The 17,558-nt window shown below is 67.6% G+C and carries 18 protein-coding genes and 1 pseudogene; 4 read left to right on the forward strand and 15 right to left on the reverse strand.

Annotation, left to right across the window (positions count from 1 at the left end):
* Positions 1 to 3: 3 nt before the first annotated feature.
* The 14 genes from C1I89_RS18545 to C1I89_RS18610 form a co-directional block, all read right to left on the reverse strand.
* Positions 4 to 1,308, reverse strand: a complete 1,305-nt coding sequence (locus C1I89_RS18545) for an ABC transporter substrate-binding protein (RefSeq protein ID WP_102774091.1) — start codon at positions 1,306 to 1,308, stop codon at positions 4 to 6.
* A 36-nt stretch (positions 1,309 to 1,344) separates the two neighbouring features.
* Positions 1,345 to 2,469 carry a zinc-dependent alcohol dehydrogenase family protein gene (locus C1I89_RS18550; protein WP_102774092.1) on the reverse strand — a complete coding sequence of 375 codons (1,125 nt, stop codon included), beginning with the start codon at positions 2,467 to 2,469 and terminating at the stop codon, positions 1,345 to 1,347.
* A 38-nt stretch (positions 2,470 to 2,507) separates the two neighbouring features.
* Complete coding sequence (locus tag C1I89_RS18555; RefSeq protein ID WP_102774093.1) at positions 2,508 to 3,260, reverse strand: glucose 1-dehydrogenase; 753 nt, start codon at positions 3,258 to 3,260, stop codon at positions 2,508 to 2,510.
* Positions 3,261 to 3,287: 27 nt separating this feature from the next.
* On the reverse strand, positions 3,288 to 4,724 hold the full coding sequence (locus C1I89_RS18560) for an aldehyde dehydrogenase family protein (protein WP_102774094.1): 1,437 nt from the start codon (positions 4,722 to 4,724) through the stop codon (positions 3,288 to 3,290).
* A gap of 16 nt (positions 4,725 to 4,740) precedes the next feature.
* On the reverse strand, positions 4,741 to 5,397 hold the full coding sequence (locus tag C1I89_RS18565) for an ABC transporter ATP-binding protein (protein WP_102774095.1): 657 nt from the start codon (positions 5,395 to 5,397) through the stop codon (positions 4,741 to 4,743).
* A gap of 3 nt (positions 5,398 to 5,400) precedes the next feature.
* Positions 5,401 to 6,141 (reverse strand): ABC transporter ATP-binding protein, encoded by a 741-nt coding sequence (locus C1I89_RS18570; RefSeq protein ID WP_102774096.1) that lies wholly within the window; start codon positions 6,139 to 6,141, stop codon positions 5,401 to 5,403.
* 2 nt (positions 6,142 to 6,143) lie between these two features.
* On the reverse strand, positions 6,144 to 7,136 hold the full coding sequence (locus C1I89_RS18575) for a branched-chain amino acid ABC transporter permease (RefSeq protein ID WP_102774097.1): 993 nt from the start codon (positions 7,134 to 7,136) through the stop codon (positions 6,144 to 6,146).
* Positions 7,136 to 8,041, reverse strand: coding sequence for a branched-chain amino acid ABC transporter permease (locus C1I89_RS18580; RefSeq protein WP_102774098.1), 906 nt, complete (start codon positions 8,039 to 8,041; stop codon positions 7,136 to 7,138). Before C1I89_RS18580 ends, C1I89_RS18575 begins: the two co-directional genes overlap by 1 nt.
* 247 nt (positions 8,042 to 8,288) lie before the next feature.
* Positions 8,289 to 8,831, reverse strand: a complete 543-nt coding sequence (locus C1I89_RS18585) for an electron transporter SenC (protein ID WP_102774099.1) — start codon at positions 8,829 to 8,831, stop codon at positions 8,289 to 8,291.
* Positions 8,828 to 10,198 carry a GldG family protein gene (locus tag C1I89_RS18590; RefSeq protein ID WP_102774100.1) on the reverse strand — a complete coding sequence of 457 codons (1,371 nt, stop codon included), beginning with the start codon at positions 10,196 to 10,198 and terminating at the stop codon, positions 8,828 to 8,830. The genes C1I89_RS18585 and C1I89_RS18590 overlap by 4 nt, the downstream gene beginning before the upstream one ends.
* A complete protein-coding gene (locus tag C1I89_RS18595) occupies positions 10,195 to 10,908 on the reverse strand; it encodes an ABC transporter permease (protein WP_102774101.1) in 714 nt (237 codons plus the stop codon). Before C1I89_RS18595 ends, C1I89_RS18590 begins: the two co-directional genes overlap by 4 nt.
* Positions 10,905 to 11,858 (reverse strand): ABC transporter ATP-binding protein, encoded by a 954-nt coding sequence (locus C1I89_RS18600; protein ID WP_102774102.1) that lies wholly within the window; start codon positions 11,856 to 11,858, stop codon positions 10,905 to 10,907. Before C1I89_RS18600 ends, C1I89_RS18595 begins: the two co-directional genes overlap by 4 nt.
* Positions 11,859 to 11,865: 7 nt before the next feature.
* Positions 11,866 to 12,723 carry an N-acyl homoserine lactonase family protein gene (locus C1I89_RS18605; RefSeq protein ID WP_102774103.1) on the reverse strand — a complete coding sequence of 286 codons (858 nt, stop codon included), beginning with the start codon at positions 12,721 to 12,723 and terminating at the stop codon, positions 11,866 to 11,868.
* Positions 12,724 to 12,975: 252 nt separating this feature from the next.
* Positions 12,976 to 13,884, reverse strand: a complete 909-nt coding sequence (locus tag C1I89_RS18610) for a LysR family transcriptional regulator (protein WP_102774104.1) — start codon at positions 13,882 to 13,884, stop codon at positions 12,976 to 12,978.
* Between the two features lie 119 nt (positions 13,885 to 14,003).
* On the opposite strand from C1I89_RS18610, the gene C1I89_RS18615 reads away from it, so the two are divergent.
* The 4 genes and pseudogenes from C1I89_RS18615 to C1I89_RS18630 all read left to right on the forward strand — a co-directional run.
* Positions 14,004 to 14,597: an amino acid synthesis family protein gene (locus tag C1I89_RS18615; protein WP_102774105.1), complete on the forward strand. Its 594-nt coding sequence runs from the start codon at positions 14,004 to 14,006 to the stop codon at positions 14,595 to 14,597.
* Positions 14,594 to 15,382: an alpha/beta fold hydrolase gene (locus tag C1I89_RS18620; RefSeq protein ID WP_102774106.1), complete on the forward strand. Its 789-nt coding sequence runs from the start codon at positions 14,594 to 14,596 to the stop codon at positions 15,380 to 15,382. Before C1I89_RS18615 ends, C1I89_RS18620 begins: the two co-directional genes overlap by 4 nt.
* A 38-nt stretch (positions 15,383 to 15,420) precedes the next feature.
* Positions 15,421 to 16,392: a Bug family tripartite tricarboxylate transporter substrate binding protein gene (locus C1I89_RS18625; protein WP_102774107.1), complete on the forward strand. Its 972-nt coding sequence runs from the start codon at positions 15,421 to 15,423 to the stop codon at positions 16,390 to 16,392.
* Between the two features lie 106 nt (positions 16,393 to 16,498).
* Positions 16,499 to 17,125 (forward strand): annotated as a pseudogene (locus C1I89_RS18630) (sigma-54-dependent Fis family transcriptional regulator); the annotation flags it as partial.
* Between the two features lie 33 nt (positions 17,126 to 17,158).
* Here the strand turns inward: C1I89_RS18630 and C1I89_RS18635 are convergent.
* Positions 17,159 to 17,558 (reverse strand): integrase core domain-containing protein (locus tag C1I89_RS18635; RefSeq protein WP_146196921.1); only part of this gene is annotated, 400 nt, incomplete at its 5' end.

Genomic DNA, 17,558 nt, shown 5'->3' on the forward strand with positions numbered 1-17,558 from the left:
TGCTCAGTTCGAATAAACCTTGATCTGGTCGCTCTTCAGCACGTCCGGCGTCAGGCTTTTCTCGATCCAGCCCATGGACGTATCGGCCACGCCCGGGGTGACCAGTTCGGCCGGCACGATGGTGATGTCGGCCAGCACCTTGAACGGGTACTTGTCGCTCTTTTTGGTAACGCCGAAGAGCTGCGCCTCCAGCCCCTGGCCGTCGGCCCGGTGCAGCTTGACTTCGCGGCCATAGCCCTTGAAGGTCACGTCGTGCATGGCCGCCGCCACTTGCTCCGGAGTGGGCCAGGCGCCGCCGTTGGCCTTGATGGCCTGCTCGTAGCCCGCCTTCAGGCCCTGGATGGCCTGCACCATGTGATAGACGGAATAGATGGGATAGGCGCCGGTCTTTTCATGAAATTTCTTTACGAAGGCCTGGTGCTGCGGATCGTCCTTGGTTTCCGGGTGCAGGAAGTAATGGTCGCCGCGAGCGCCCACGTAAACACCTTCGGGCAGGGCGTTGCCCAGGCGCTCCAGCGAACTTTCGGCCAGCGACAGCACAAAGGTCGAGTTCTTGAACAGATTGCGCTGCGAGGCCTGGCGCACGAAGTTGTCGAGGTCGCCGCCCCAGGAGGTGGAGACGATGACGTCCGGGCGCAGCGCCTGCAGGCGGCTGATCTCCGTGGAGAAGTCGGCGGCGCCGAACTTGGGGAACATCTCGGCCACGACCTTGACGTCTGGCTTGAACTTCTTCAGCGCAGCCAGAAAGATGTCGCGCGAATCGCGACCCCAGGCGTAGTCCTGGTTGACGATGGCGATCGTCTTGAAATCGGGCTTTACCTTCATCAGGTACAGCACCTGGGCGACCATTTCGGTGGTGGCGTTGGCCTGGGTGCGCACGACGTACTTGTACTTCTTGCCCTCCAGCGCCTTCTCCGTGCCGCAATCCCACAGCACGTTCAACACTTTCAGATCCTCGGCCACGGGCGCGACGATGTTGCAGTGGCCGCTGGAAATGGCCGACAGCATGACCCGCGTTCCGCCTTCGGCCAGGCGGCGATACTCGGACAGCAGCTTCTCGCCCCCGCCGCCCTCGTCAATGTAGCTGGGCACCAGCTTAACGCCGTCGATGCCGCCGTTGGCGTTGATCTCCTGAATCAGAATCTCCGCCGCGTCGCGCGCGGGCACGCCGAACACCGAAGCCGAGCCCGACAGATAGGTAGAAATGCCGATGTTCAGTTCCTTGGGCTTGTCCGCCGCGTTCGCCAGCGCCGCGGCGCCGGCCAGCACGGAGGCGCCCAGCAGCGCCGCCATTCTTGAGAGTTTCATGATGTAGTCTCCAGTGTTGTTATCGGGTCTGCGCCCTTAGAAAACGATGGCGTCGCGCAGGCTGCCGCCGGTGGCGAGGTGATCGAACCCCTCGTTGATCTGGTCCAGCGAAAACGATTTGCCCATCATCCTGTCCACCGGCAGGCGGCCGGCCTTGTACAGATCGATGTAGCGGCCGATGTCGATGGCCGGCACGCCGGAACCCAGATAGCTGCCCCGGATCTCGCGCTCCTCGCCCACCATCTGCGACAGCGACAGCGCGAAGCTGGACTTGGGATTGGGCAGGCCCGAGGTCACCGTCGCGCCGCCGCGGCGCGTCAGCTTGTAGGCGGTTTCAAAGGCCGGCACGGCGCCGGCCATGTCGAAGCCGTAATCCACGCGGCCGCCCGCCAGGTCGATGAGATCGTCGTCAGACTTCACTTGTTTCGGGTTGACTACGTGTGTGGCGCCCAGTTCGCGCGCCAGCGCCAGCTTTTCATCGCTGAGATCGACCGCGACCACGCGCCGCGCGCCAGCCCCGACGGCAGCCAGCAGCGCGCTCAGGCCGACGCCGCCCAGCCCCACGATGGCTGCGGTATCCCCCAGCTTGATGCGGGCGCGGTTGATGACCGCGCCTGCGCCGGTGAGCACGGCGCAGCCGAACAGCGCCGCCTCGCGGTGGCTGAGTTCGACGTGGACCTTGACGCAGGAACGGCGCGACACCACGGCATACTCCGCAAAACACGACACGCCGGTGTGGTGGTTGATGTACTCGTCGCCGATGTGCAGGCGGCGTTCGCCGCCCAGCAAGGTGCCCTGGGTATTGGCGGCCGCCCCCGGTTCGCACAGCGCTGGCCGGCCTTCCATGCAGGGGTTGCAGCAGCCGCAGCTGGGCACGAACACCATGGCGACGTGATCGCCCGGCCTGAGGTCGTTGACACCGGGGCCGGTCTGCACCACCTCGCCCGAGGACTCATGGCCCAGGACAATGGGCACGCCGCGCGGCCGGTCGCCATTGATGACCGACAAGTCGGAATGGCATAGCCCCGCCGCCTTGATCCGCACCAGCACCTCGCCGAAGCCCGGCGGGTCCAGCTCCACCTCGGCAATGCTCAATGGCCGGGTCCGCGCATAAGGGCCTTCCACGCCGGTTTGCCGCAACAGCGCCGCTCTGATTTTCATATGCGTGTCATCCGCAGAAAGAGAAGTGGCGGCCGGCGCTAGACCGTCCGGCCGCCGTCGACCGGGAATTCCACGCCGGTGATGAACTCGGCCGCATCGCTGGCCAGGAACAGCGCCGCGGCCGCCACGTCGGACGGCTGGCAGAAACGTCCCAGAGGAATGGTCGACACGAACTTCGCGCGGTTTTCCGGGGTGTCGGGCAGGCCCATGAAGAGCTCGAACATGCCGGTGATGCCCATGACCGGGCAGATGGCGTTGACCCGGATGCCGTCGGCGCCCAGCTCCACCGCCATGGATTTGGACAGCACGTTGACGGCGCCTTTGGACGCGTTGTACCAGCTCAGGCCGGGACGCGGCCGGATACCGGCGGTCGAGCCCACGTTCAGGATCACGCCGCGCTTCTGCTCGCGCATTACCGGCACCACGGCCTGCGCCATGTGGTAGATGGACTTTACGTTGATGTCGAACATGCGGTCGAACATGGCCTCGTCCACGTCCAGCATGGGCTGGTTCTTGTGGGTAATGGCGGCGTTGTTGACCACGATGTCGACCGAGCCGAAGGCCTCGCGGCAGGTGCGCACGACGTTGTCGATGTCGGCGCGGCTGGCGACGTCGGCCTGCACCGCCAGTGCGGCCGGGCCCACTTCGCCGGCCACGCGGTCGGCGGCGGCCTTGTTGATGTCGGCGATGACGACCTTGGCGCCTTCCTTGGCGTAGAGCTTGACAATGCCCTCGCCGAAGCCACTGCCACCACCGGTGACGATGGCGACCTTACCTTGCAACTGACTCATTTCTGTCTCCGTTGGTGTACGCGGCGATCATTCGCCATAGAACTGGATGATGGTTTTGGTCGTGCTCATCTCTTCCAGGGCGATAAAGCCCTTCTCGCGCCCGTGCCCGCTTTTCTTCACGCCGCCGAACGGCAGCTCCACGCCGCCGCCGGCGCCGAAACCGTTGATGTAGACCTGGCCACATTTGATGCCGCGGGCCACACGTTGCTGGCGCCCGCCGTTCTCGGTCCAGACAGCCCCCAGCAGGCCGTAGTCGGTGGCGTTGGCCAGGCGGATCGCCTCGGCTTCGTCGGCAAAGGGCAGCGCCACCAGCACCGGCCCGAAGATCTCCTGGGTCATCAGGTCGCTGTCGTGGCTGGCGGCGGAGAACAGCGTGGGCTTGACGAAGTAGCCGCCGGCGGGCACGCCGTCGGCGATGCCGCCCTGGGCCACAACTTTCAGGCCGTCGGCCAGGCCCTTTTCGATATAGCGGTTGACGCGGTCGAACTGCGCCTTGTTGACCACCGGGCCGCAGGTCAGGTCCATGTCCGGGGTGCCGGCGCGAACCTTGGAGAATTCCTCGGCCAGCGCCTTCATGAAGTCGGCATAGATGCCCTGGTGCACCAGCAGGCGGCTGCCGGCGGTGCAGGTCTGGCCGGCGTTGTGGACGATGCCCTTGACGATGGCCGGAATCGCCAGCCGGTAGTTGGCGTCGTCGAACACAATGTGAGCCGACTTGCCGCCGAGCTCCAGCACGCACTTGACCGCGTTGAGCGCGGCCGCCTGCTGAATCAGCACGCCGACCTCGTTGGAGCCGGTGAAGGTGATGAAGTTGATATCCGGATGGCGCGACAGGCTGGCGCCGGCCTCTTCGCCCAGGCCGGTCACGATGTTCAGCGCGCCGGCGGGAAAGCCGACTTCCAGAGCCAGCTCGGCCACGCGGATGATGGACAGGCAGGCGTCTTCGGCGGGCTTGACCACCGCGGCGTTGCCCATGGCCAGCGCCGGTGCCACGCTGCGGCCGAACATCTGCGCCGGATAGTTCCACGGGATGATATGGGCCGTCACGCCCAGCGGTTCGCGGATCAGCTGTACGGAATAGTCCTGCTGGAACGGGATGGTCTGGCCATGGACCTTGTCGGCGGCCCCGCCATAGAACTCGAAGTAGCGCGCCAGCACCGTGATGTCGGCACGCGCGGTCGACATGGGCTTGCCAGTGTCGCGCGATTCCAGGCGGGCCAGTTCCTCGTGGTGGGCCAGCACGCTCTGTCCCAGGCGCAGCAGCAGCCGGCCGCGCTCGAGCGCGGTCATGCGCCCCCACGCACCATCCAGCGCGCCGCGCGCGGCTTGCACCGCGGCGTCGACGTCGGCCTGCTGGCCGCGCGGGATTGTGGTGAAAACCTGGCCGTCGACCGGCGACACCACTTCCAGACTGCGGCCGTCGGCCGCGTCGACCTGGCGGCCGTTGATGATCATTTGCGTCATGCCACTCTCCGGAGTATCAATTCAGGGAAATCGAGCCGCGCTCGATGGTCCAGATCTGGTCTGGGATGTCTCCCAGCAGTTTCACGTTGGATTCGGTTATCACCACGCACAGCTCGGGCTGCAATTCCTTGAGCCGCGCCAGTGCTTCGGTGTAGTCGCGCGCCAGCTTGGGCGCCAGCCCCTGGAAGGGCTCGTCCAGCATCAGCAGGCGGGTTCCCACCATGACGGCGCGCGCCAGCGCGACCATCTTGCCCTGGCCGCCCGACAGCGCTGAGCCCGACCGCTTGAGCATGGGTTCCAGCTGCGGCACCACCTTGAGCACCGCGGCCACGCGCGCCTGGATCTCGTCGCGCGACAGGCCCTGCACCTCGCAGGGCAGGTGCAGGTTCTCCTCCACGGTCATGGTGGGGAAAATCACCCGATCTTCGGGCGAGTAGCCCACCTTCAACGCCGCGCGCCGGTGGCCCGGCAGCGCGGTCAGGTCGGCGCCGTCAAAGGAGATCGTGCCGGACCGGATCCGGGTCAGGCCCATGATGGTGCGCAGCAGCGTGGTCTTGCCCGCGCCGTTGCGGCCGACGATGCCGATGGTCTTGGCGGATTCGAAAGTGGCGCTGACGTCGCGCAGGATGCGGTTGCCCGCCAGGTCGACGTTGACGACCGATAGGTTCAACATGTTTCAGGCCCCCAGCACTTCGCTTTTGATCTGCGCATTGTTCAGGACCTCCTCGGGCGTGCCATCGGCGGCCACCTTGCCGGCAATCCAGGCGGCAACCCGCGTGGCGTACCGCGACACGATGTCCACGTCGTGCTCGACGAACCAGCTGGTCACGCGGCGTTCGTCCAGCGCGCTCATGACGGTCTCCATCAGGCCGAACTTGTCTTCCGAGGCCACACCGCTGGTGGGCTCATCCATGATGAGCAGCTTGGGCTGCAGCGCCAGCGCCATCGCCACGTCGAGCAATTTGCGCTTGCCTTCGGGCAGGCCGATGCACGGTTCGTCGGCCTCGGGCAACAGGCCCACCAGGTCCAGCGTGGCGTCGACCGATTTGGCGTCTATGGTGCTTTCCAGCGAACGGAACCAGCTCAGATCCTTGTTGCGCCGGGCGGCGGCGATCTGCACGCACTGGCGCACGCTGTGCTCGGTGAACAGCTGCGGCAGCTGGAACGAACGGCCCAGTCCAAGGCGAACGATGCGGCGCGGCGCCATCGCCGTGACATCGCGGCCGTCGAACCAGACCTTGCCCCGGGATGGCGCCAGGTAACCCGTGCAGATATTGATGAACGTGGTCTTGCCGGCGCCGTTCTGCCCGATCACCGCCAGGCGTTCGCCTTCGTGCAGTTCGAAGTTGATGTTGTCGGCGGCCACCACGCCGCCGAAGGCCAGGTACAGGTCGGTGGTCTTAATGAGGGGTTTCATTTTCAGTTCCTCACCGGGATGCGGACGGTGGACTGATCGCGGGCCTGCGCCCTGCTCTGCTCGCGCTTTTGCGCCGCTGCGCGCTTCATGATCTGGCCGACAAAGCCGGTGGGGAAAATAAAGATCACCAGGATCAGCGTCAGGCCCAGCAGGAACTGCCACAGCCCCGGAAAATAGGCCGCCGAGGCCAGCTTGACGGTTTCGAATCCCACCGCGCCCAGGAATGCGCCCGCAGCGTGGCCGGCGCCGCCCAGGATGGTGATGAACACGAACTCGCCCGAGCGCAGCCACGATCCGATCTCCGGCGTGACCAGGCCCTGCATCAGCGCCAGGATTGCGCCGGAAAAGCCCACCACCACGGCCGACAGCAGGTAGCCTTTCCACATGATCAGGTAGGCGGAAAAGCCCAGGTATTCGAGGCGCGTCTCGTTGGTCTTGATGGCCGAAAGGGCCTGGCCGCTGCCGGAACGAAAGTAGCGCTGCACCCACCAGGCCAGCGCCAGCGACAGCACCAGCGTCAGCACCAGCAGCGCGCGTTCGAAATCGTCGCGTTCCATGACCATGCCGGCCAGCGCCGGGCGCACGATGCGCAGCCCATCGGAACCGCCGGTCAGCGTGTAGAGCTTGCCCAACAGCGCGAACAGCACCATGCTCAGCGCCAGGTTGAGCATGCCGAAGAAGATGCCGCGGTAGCGCACCACGAACAGGCCGATCACCACCGCCGCGAGGAAACTGGCCAGCACGCCGGCCAGGATGAGCACCAGCGCGTCGGCGCCCGGCACGGCGCGGGCCAGAAAGGCCACGGTGTAGGCCGAGATGCAGGCGTACATCGCGTGGCCGAAGGAGACCTGCCCGGCGCGGGCCATGACCGACACGCCCAGCGCGGCAATGGCGTAGGTCAGCCCGATGACGATGGGCGTGATGGTCCAGGAATAGGCGTAGCCGAGCAACAGGGTGGCCAGCGCGGCCAGCAGGCTGAGTACGGGCACTTTCATCAGATCGTCCTCGCCTGGGCCACGGTGAACAGGCCGTGAGGACGGATGATCAGCACCAGCACCATGATGATGTAGGGCACCGCCACTTCCAGCTCGGGCGCCGCATACACGGCGATGGCACGGATCACGCCGATCAGCAGCGAGGCGATCAGCGCGCCGGTGATCTGGCCCAGCCCCGCGGTGGCCACCACCGCGAACGAAAGCACCGTCATGTCGGTGCCCGCGCCCGGCACCAGCGAGGTCGTGGGCGCAGCCATGGCGCCGCCCAGCGCGCCCAGCATGGTCGCGATGACGAAGGTGACGTAGCCGATCTTCTTGGCGTTGATGCCCAGCGAAGTGGCGACCTCGCGGTTGTGCGTGGTGGCAACCGTCTGCTTGCCCAGTTTGGTGTGGCGCAGGAAGAACTCCAGACACACGTAGGCCAGTAGCGCCGTCACCGGCACCACCACGAGCTGGTAAGTGGTGTAGGTGATCTCGCCGATCTCGATGTTGCCCAGCCGGTTGACGACCTCACTGGCGCTATAAGGCTGCGCACCCCACAGCATGCGCTGGATGTCCTCCAGCATGAGAAAGCCGCCGAAGGTCAGCAGCAGTTTCAGGATGGGATCGTAGTTCTGCGCGCGGCGGATCAGCAGGAATTCCATGACGCTGCCCAGCGCCAGCCCGATCACGACCGCGGCCACGAAGAGCGCGGCAAACAGCAGCACGGGGGAGTCCGTTCTGGGCGCCAGGAACATCACGAAGCTGGCGGCCGCGTAGCCGCCGAAGGCATAGAACGCGCCGTGGGCGACGTTCAGAATGCCCATCACGCCGAACACCAGGGTTAACCCCATTGATACCAGGAACAGCAGACTGGCGTAGGCCACGCCGTCCACCAGGGCCAGAGGCAGTAGATCCAAGGTCAAGCGCGTTCTCCCATTGCGCTGGGCACCCGCAGCGCCCGCGCGCCCATGTCTCGTTATCAACCCCGCCGCGTCCGCCCGCGACATGTTGCGCGAGGGATGGCCGGGCACTTATCCGACGTGCGCCGCCGGCAGTGTGGAGCCGCGCGGAACCGGTCTGTTAATGGGATCGAAGTATAGGTACGCCCTTTTGCGCCGACTATTTATCTTTGTGCAAGCCGGGTTTCGCGCGCGATAGAGATGCAGCGCATCAAGGCGCGACGTCCACCGCCATCGCAGCCAATGGCGCGCGCGTCTGGTAGGCGGGGATGATGCGGATCTGCGATTCGCCGGGTATCTGCACATAACGGCCTAGTCCATCCGGCGCAAGCGCGCCCACGTGCAGTCGGGCCAGCGCGGCGCCGGCCGCGTCGAAAACCTCGATGCGCAGCCGCGGCGGCGCCAGTCCGTAGGGCTGGTCGGACTGCGGCCTAAGCATGCGATCACTGCGCGCCTGCGACAGCAGCGCCACGAACGCGGCGGCGTCGAATCCGCGGCCCGCGTCGGGCGGCTCGGCGCTCCAGCCTTCGGCGCCGCGGCGCAGCCGCAAGCTGGCTTCTGACGTGGCCAGCACCACCAGCGCGGCGCTGGCCGCGTCCCAGGCATAAAGCCGCGCCGGCTTGCCGGAGTCGTCGTGCAGATGGGTATGGCCTGCATGGCGCGCAGTTTCCGTGGACGCTTCGCGCCATTGCCATAGCGACAGGCCGATGCCCGCCGCCAGCAACAGCGACCAGCCGGCGCGCGCGGCGTTCATCGGCGCCTCCACCACAGCACCAAGCCGACCATGAACGCCATCAGGGGCAAGGCGACCGTACTGGTCCAGAAAACCGTGCGCATCTGGCGATTGGTCAGCTCCACGCGCCGGCTTTCATAATGACGCGGGCGTATCGTCAGCAGCGCGTCCTCGCCGGCCAGCAGCGAGACGGCATTGGCGAACAGCGCGCCATTTCCCAGCGTGGCGAAGTGCCGGTTGGTGGCGAAGTCGCTGTCGCCGGCCACCAGCAGCGAGGGCCGGGCCACGCCGTCTTCGGCGCCGGTCTGCGCACTGCGCGTGGCCAGCACCATCAGCGCATAGCGCGCAGCGGGCCGTCCGGGCAGCAACGCCTGGGCGCTGGTCTGCGCCAGCGGCGTCACCACTACGCCGCGCGGCAGGCTGTCTCCCGCCGGCTCCAGGCCGGCGGCGCCGGGGAAGAAACTCAGCGGCAGTCCACGGGTCATCTTGTGGCGGGTGTAGTCGCTGACGGCCGGGCTCCCGGGATCGTTGCGGTAGTGGCTGGCGGGATCGGCCAGCGCGCCGCCCGGGCGCGCGATGCCGAAGTCGCCTAGCAAGGCGTCCAGGCCGTGCGGCGCGTCCGGTTCCAGCAGCAGCAGGGTCTTGCCGCCAGCCAGGGTCCAGTCGCGCAGCGCCCGCGCGTCGTCCGCGCCGAATGGCGCGCGCGGTCCTGCGGCCACCACCACCGAGCAGTGCGGCAGCGCCGCGGTCAGGCCGCCGGCGTTGACCGCGCGGGTGGCGAAGCCCAGGGTCCGCAGCGCGTTGCGGGCCAAGGCCATGCCATGTTGCTCGTGTACCTCGACGCGGGCAACCAGGTTCTCGTCGCCATCGTGCTCTTCCAGGTCGTCCAGCGAGCTCAGGCTGTCCAGCGCGGCTTCGCGATGACCTTGCGTGAAGCAGACGGTCTGGGCGCCCTGCTGGCCGATGCGGATCAGCGCGTTGGTGAAATCGGTCTCGGTGCCACCGTTGATCGTCATGCGCCGCTCGCCCGAGGCCAGCACAGCGCTGCCGGCGAACTGGATGCCCGCCTCGCGCGCCTCGGCCGGGCGCAGCGCGGGGTCCACCCCGCGCACCTGGATCAGCGGATTGGCGCGCTGGTACTGGCGCAGCAGCTCCAGCGCGTCGACCATGCTTTTGTTGCGCAGGTCGTAGAACCAGGTCACCTCGACCGGCTCGTCGATCCGGCGCGCCACCTCCAGGCTCTCCGGCGCCAGGCTATACAGCCGCTGGGCAGTCAGATCGACACGCCCCAGGTGGCGCGCCGCCCACAGATTCAGCGCCAGCAGCAGCGCCGCCACCGCCATGAACGGCAACCATAGCGCCAGCCGCCGGACGGCGCGACGCATCATCGCAGCCTCCAGCGTTTCAGATTGGCGGCCGCAGCCATGAGTGCCAGCAGCGTCAGGCTTGCGAGCATGAGTGTTGCCGGGCCGGGCAGCACGCCGCGGATGAAGTCCACGTGCTGCGCCGACAGCGACAAAGCCTGGAAGAACGGCGACAGCGCCGGAAACGCGTCCAGCGCCGCGGGGTAGTCGATGAACCACAGCAGCACCAGAATGCCCCACGTGGCGCTGGCCGCCACGATCTGATTGGCGCAGGCGCTGGACACGGCGATGCCGATGGCCAGGAACAGCGCGCCATACAGAAACACGCCGATGTAGCCGCCGGCGATGGGGCCATAGTCCGGCTGTCCGTACCAGGCCAGCGGCAGCACCGCCGACGCGGTGCCCGCCAGCATCAGCGCCAGCATGGTCAGCCCGGCCGCGTACTTGGCCGCCACCAGCGTGGCGTCCGACAGCGGCAGGGTCAGCAGCAATTCCAGCGTGCCCTGCCGCGCCTCTTCGGCGAAGGTGCGCATGCTGACCAGCGGCATCACCAGGATCAGCAGAATGGTCATATTGTGAAAAGCGGTCACCATCTGCCCGGTGCTGACGAAGAACAGATTGAAGCTGAACAGGTAGCCCGACAGGGCCCAGAACACCGCCACCACAGCCAGCGCCACCGGCGAGCCGAAATCGCCGCGCAGTTCCTTGCGGTACAGGGCGAAGAATCCTCTCATGCGCGCCTGCGCAACGAAGTGTCGTTGGACGCCAACGCCGACAGCAGCCGGGCCTCGACCGCGTCGTGCATGGACAGCACGGCGCGCAGCTCGCCATGCGCCAGCACGATGCGCAGCACCGCGTCGCAGGTCGAACCCGCGCCGGCGTCCCAGCCGATGCGCCACTTGCTGTGCATGTCGTCCACCGGTTCGGCGTCGACGCCGCGCACGCCCGGGCAAGCGCGTAAGGCCGCGTGAAGCGCCGCATGCCGTGCCTGCGGCAGCGCCAGGCTCAGCTGCAGGGCCGCCGGCGCCGCACCCAGCGCGGCGTCTTCCACCAGCCGGCCTTCGCGCAAAATGGCGATGCGCGTGCACAAGGCTTCCACCTCCTGCATAAGATGGCTGCTGAACACCACGGCGCGGCCTTGGGCGCAACGCCGAATCATCGCCCGCGCCTCGACGATCTGCACCGGATCCAGCCCGTTGGTGGCCTCGTCCAGCAACAGCACCGGGGGATTGTTGAGTACGGCCTGCGCCAGACCCACACGCTGGCGTTGCCCCTTCGATAGCCGGCCGACCAGCGTGCGGGCCTGCGCCTGCAGGCCGAAGCCGTCGATGGCCTCTTCGATCGCCCGGCGCCGGGCGGGCGCACCGCCCTCGACCTTCACCGCGGCAATGAATTCCAGGTACTGGGTCACCGTCAGCGCGTCGTACAACGGCGCGCGCTCGGGCAGGTAGCCGATGTCGGCATTGCCGCGCCCGGCGGCCGGCTGGCGTCCGCAAATGGAGATGCGGCCGCTGTCCGGCGCGTAAAAGCCGGCCATCAAACGCAGGGTAGTGGTCTTGCCGCTGCCGTTCGGTCCCAGCAGGCCCACGATCTCGCCCGGCGCCACCGACAGGCTCAGCGCATGCAGAACCTGGCGCGGGCCGAACGACTTGCTCACCTCGTGCAGGGCGATGACCGGCCGCATGGCGCCCTCAGTCGAAGACCTTGGTTTTGGCGTTTTGCGCGTGCTGCTGCGCGTCGTGGCTGTACCAGAGCTGCCCCTGAGTGGCGTCGCGAATCTGCTTGAGACGATCGATGGCCTGCATGGAGGCGGCCGTGTTCCAGGTGATGCCCGGAATCACGCCCGCCTCGTTCTCGCCCGTGTAGATGGCGTCGGCCGCCAGCAGCACCGTGCCGGTGTTCTTCAGCTTGACCTGCAGCGACTGGTGACCCTGGGTGTGCCCCTTGGTGTCGAGCAGCACAATGCTGCCGTCGCCGAACAGGTCGAAGTCGCCCTCGACCTGGATGAAGTCGTAGTCGCGCGTGGTATCGAAGTCCTTCATGACATAGGCGGCCCGCTGGAATTTCTCCGGCCACCAGGCGGCACGCAGCTCGGCCTTCTGCACCACGTGGCGCGCCTTGGGGAACATCTTGATGTTGCCCGCGTGATCCAGGTGGAAGTGCGAATAGACCACGTACTTCACGTCGCTGGCGTCGAAGCCGGCCGCCTTCAACTGGCGGTCGATGACCTCGTCGCGCCCCTGGATGGAGTTGAACGCGCCGCACAGGCCCTGTCCCCAATAGTTGGCGCAGTTGCCGTCGGCCGTGGCCTGGTTCATGCCGGTATCGAACAGCACCAGTCCGCGCGGATGCTGGATCACATAGGCCGGCACGGGAATCTTGATCTTGGTGCCCACGTCCACCATGGCGGTCATGAAGCCCTTATCCAGCTCGATCTTGCCGACCGACAGTTGCATCAATTTGATGTCCGGCGGCGCGTCGGCCGCCTGGACCCACCCTCCCGCCGTGATCGCTACCGCGCCCAACAGCGCTTTCCAACGCTTGCTCATGGTTGTCTCCTCGAACCGACATGAAGGCCACAGCCGGACGGCCGCGGCCGGACGGGCGGCGTCCGGTGTCCCCCGGTTCGCCGCCGGCGTGCAATGGGCAGGTTTTCTTCTGTGTGCGGGACTGTCGGCGCCACTCTGACCCAAGCCCCCCGGAATGCCAATTCAGAATTGCTTAAGCTGGGTTTCATTCCACGCAAAGCGCCGGGGAATCCCTAATGCCAGGGTTACGCCCATGGGCGTCCGCCGCCCGTATCAAACCAACCCAGCCCCCTTGCGCCGCGTGAACTGCGCCAGCGACCGCAACGCCAGTTCATGCAGGGCCGCCACCGACGGCAGCAGCGTCTCTTCCTTGCGGGTCAGGACGCCGACGATGCGCTCCACGGTGGGTTCGGCCAGCGGCACGAAGGCCAGGCCGGTGCTGGCCGCGGGGCGCGCCAGCACCGGCAGCACGGTCACGCCCAGTCCGCTGACCACGCTGGCCAGCAGCGAGGCGCGGTTGGACACCACCATGAACGGGTCTTCGATGGCGCCGCCCAGTTGCCGGTTGCGCAAGGTGTCGAAGGTGGCGTTGCCGATCAGGCGTTCGCCGGCCAGCGCGGACCAGGGCACCGGGCCGCGCCGGCGCGCCAGCGGGTGGCTCTTGCGGCAGACCAGGCCGAAGGCGTCGCGCGCCACCGGCGCGAAGGCGACTTCGGCGGTGCGCGGCACCTGCCCCGCCACGCCGACCTGCACTTCGCCGTTCAGCACCAGCCGGTGCACGTCCTGCGAGGGCTCGTCGATGGCGCGGATGCGGATCGCGGGGTGGCCGCGCGCATAGCGTTCCAGCAGCCGCGGCAGCCATTCGTCGGCCAGCGAGGGCATGACGGCCAGCGATACCGGCCCCTGGCTGCCCAGACTGAGCTGGCGCGCGGCGTCCAGCACCCGGTCGTGGGTGGACAGCAGTTCGCGAAACAGCGGCGCGACGGCTGCGCCCAGCGGGGTGAGCTGCGCGCGCTTGCCGGGTTCGAAGAGCGGCGCGCCCAGCTGCTGTTCCAGGTCCTGCATGGCCGCCGAGACGGCGGCCTGCGAGCGGAAGGTGCCTTCGGCCGCCAGGCGGAAGCTGCCGTGGTCGGCCGCGAGCAGGAACTGGCGCAGGTGCTGGATCTTGAGGGGCTGCGGCATGGGGGCACCAAGCAAATTCGGATTTTCCGAAATTAACTTACGTTAATTTGGATTGTCAAAACCGCGTCGGGCGTCCAACAATGGCCCGTCATTCATCCAACAGGTCGTGGAGCCGCGGTATGTCCCTGCAAGTGCGCAAAGTAGTCAGTTATGTCGAGAAAACCCTGATCGAAGGAGGCCGCGCGGCCGAGCGTCCGCTGGTGATGATCGTGGCCGCCGCCGTGATCCGCAATCCGTGGGCGGGCCTGCCGTTCCAGGAAGACCTGCGCCCGCAGATCCTGGCGGCCGCGCCGCCGCTGGGCGAGCTGCTGGTCGGGGAAATCCTGCGGCAGGCCGGGTCGGCCGACCAGGTCGAGGCCTACGGCAAGGCCGCCGTGGTGGGCACGGCCGGCGAAATCGAGCACGCGTCGGCGCTGATCCACACGCTGCGCTTCGGCAACGCCTACCGCAACGCGGTGGGCGGCACCAGCTACCTGAGCTTCACCAATATGCGCGGCGGCCCGGGCTGCGTGATTTCCGTGCCCTTGATGCACAAGCAGGACGAGGGCTTGCGCTCGCACTATCTGACGGTGCAGACCACGATCAACGACGCGCCCGCGCCGGACGAGATCGTGGTCGCGCTGGGCGCGGCCACTTCGGGCCGTCCGCACCATCGCATCGGCAACCGTTATTCGGACATGCAGGAACTCGAGCGCGAGGCCCAGGCGAAATGAGCGCGCACTATAGCCGCAGCGGCCGCGGCGAGCCGCTGGTGCTGCTGCATGGCGTGGGCCTGGACCACACGTTGTGGGACGACCTGGCGCCGCTGCTGGAGCCGGATTTCGAGGTGCTGCGCTACGACCTGCTGGGCCATGGCAACGCCCCCGCCGTGGACGAGACCATAACGGTGCAGGACTACATCGCCCAGCTCGACGCCGAGCTGGACCGCGCCGGCTGGCAGAACGCCAACGTGCTGGGCTATTCCATGGGCGGCCTGATCGCGGGGGCTTATGCCGCCGCGCGGCCGCAGCGGGTGCGGCGCCTGACGCTGCTGAGCACGGTGTTCCGGCGCAGCCCCGACGAAGCGCGCGCCGTGCTGGCGCGGCTGGAAGCGGCCGCGACGCAGGACCCCGCGGCGGCGGCCCAGGTATCGCTGGCGCGCTGGTTCACGCCGGACTTCCAGGCGCGGCGGCCGGAACGGGTTGCCAGCATCGGGCAGCGCCTGCTGCGCAACGACCGCGCGAGCTTCCTGGCCGCCTACCGCGTGTTTGCGCTGGGCGATCCGATCCTGGCGCAGGCCGCGCCCGGCATCGCCTGCCCCGCGCTGGCGATGACCGGCGAGGAGGACGTCGGGTCCACGCCGCGCATGACGCGCGAGCTGGCCGCCGCGCTGCCTTGCGGCCAGGCCCGGGTGGTGGCCGGCCAGCGGCATATGCTGCCGGTGGAGGAACCGGCGGTGGTGGCGGCGGCCCTGCAGCGCTTTTTCCGGGCCCAGGGCGAAACCCGGCACTGCGCCTGAACGGCATAAGAACAGAGACATACGCGGAGACATACGACATGAATCGCAGATCCCTCTTGAAGAACCTGGCGGCGCTGGCCCTGGCGCCGGCCGGCGTCATGGCGGGCCGGTCCGCCGGCGCGCGCGCGGCGCCGCTGCGCGTGGTCGTGCCGTTCCCGCCGGGCGGCGGCACGGACGTGCTGGGCCGGGTCGTCGCCGCGGCGATGGAAGGCGCGATGGACCGCCCCGTGGTGGTCGAGAACAAGCCCGGCGCCAGCGGCATGCTGGGCGCCGACTACACCGCCAACGGCGCCAAGGACGGCAGCGTGCTGCTGTTCGCCGGCCTGGTGCCTTCGGTGCGCTACTACGCCCGGCCGCCCGAGGACGTGCTCAAGCAGCTCACGCCGGTCTGCCCGATCGCGCGTTCGCCCTACATGGTGGCGGTCAACGCCGACGTGCCGGCCAAGACGCTGGCCGAACTGGTGGCCCAGGCCAAGCGCGAACCCAAGGGCCTGACGTTCGGCACGCCCGGCAACGCCACGCCCCAGCATCTGGCGACCGAACTGCTGCAGGCGGCCTGCGGCGTCGAGCTGCTGCACGTGCCGTATCGCGGCACCGGACCGATGATGACGGACCTGCTGGGCGGACAGATACAGCTGGTGGTGGCCACGGTGGCGGCGGTCGAGCCGTACCTGCAGGGCGGACGCCTGCGCGTGCTGGCCGTGACCAGCCCGGAACGCCTGCCCAAGTATCCGGACATCCCCACGGTGGCCGAAAGCGGCTACCCCGGCTTCTCCGCGCAGATCCAGTTCGGCACGTATTGCGCCGCGGGCACGCCGGAGGCCGCCGTCGCCGCGCTCAACCAGGGCGTCAACCGCGCGCTGCCGACGGAGACGGTGCGCGCCAAGCTGGCCGAACAGGGCTTCCAGCCCACCGGCGGCACGCCGGCACAGCTGCAGCAGGCGCTGCTGGCGGAAATCCGCGACGTGGCCAGGCTGGTGCAGGCGGGCAAGGTCAAGGTCGACCTGTAGCGCCCGCGCCGCACCCGATGCTGGATAACCAGCATTTACAGGCGTGTCGTCCTCTGTGCATGCTGTCCGGCTACTCGACGCAGATCGGGCGCTCCATGGAGACGACATGCCTAGTTCCCAGCACTTCGCCCATATCCGCGAGATCGAACAGGTCGGCCTTGGCCGCCCCACGCAGCGCGACGCGCACGTGGTCAGCAGCTGGCTGCGCTGCCTGGACCAGTACCGGCTCGATCCCGCGCACGCCTGCGAGGCCTATATCGTGCCCGACGGGCGGCTGCGCGAGCATCGCCAGCAATCCGAGGCGCTGATCGCCATCGCGCGCTCCGGCCTGGACCACCTGTTCCGCCAGGTCGCCGGACAGAACTATGTGCTGCTGCTGGCCGACCGGCAGGGCGTCACCGTGGAATTCCTGGGCGACGCCCAGCAGACGGCGCAATTGCGCAAGGCCGGCCTCTATCTGGGGTCGGAGTGGTCGGAGCGGCGCGCCGGCACCTGCGCCGTGGGCGCCTGCCTGGAAAGCGGCGAAGCGCTCACCATCCATCAGACCGACCATTTCGACAACACCCACACGCCGCTGTCCTGCACCGCCGCCCCGATCTACAGCGCCGACGGCGAGCTGGCCGCGGTGCTGGACATCTCGCTGCTCAGTTCCCCCGTGCTGAAGACCAGCCAGAACCTGGCGCTGCATCTGGTCACCGGCACCGCGCGGCGCATCGAGATGGCCAACCTGATTGGCCTGACCCCATAGGGTGGTCCGGTTTCAATCTTAGTTCATGATCGGCCTTGGGGCTATTGCCTGGGCAGATGACGGTGCTGCTCCGCTTGCTGGCGCAGGCCAGATGATGGCCTCGGGTGCCGGTGGCTTGTATCCAAGCGACGAGTGTGGCCTCTCGGTGTTGTAGTACCGCCGCCAGGCTTCGATGATGATCTTGGCCTCGGCGAGGCTGTAGAAGATCTCACCGTCGAGCAGTTCGTCGCGGAGCTTCGAGTTGAAGCTCTCGCAGTAGCCGTTCTCCCAAGGGCTTCCAGGTTCGATGAACGCTGTCTTTGCGCCGACGGCTACGATCCACTCCCGTACAGCCTTGGCGATGAACTCCGGGCCGTTGTCGGAACGGACATGGCCGGGCACACCACGCAGGATGAACAGGTCCGACAGGGCGTCGATG

Origin of the sequence: Achromobacter pulmonis (assembly GCF_002885955.2) — a bacterium.
Classification (GTDB): domain Bacteria; phylum Pseudomonadota; class Gammaproteobacteria; order Burkholderiales; family Burkholderiaceae_B; genus Achromobacter; species Achromobacter pulmonis_A.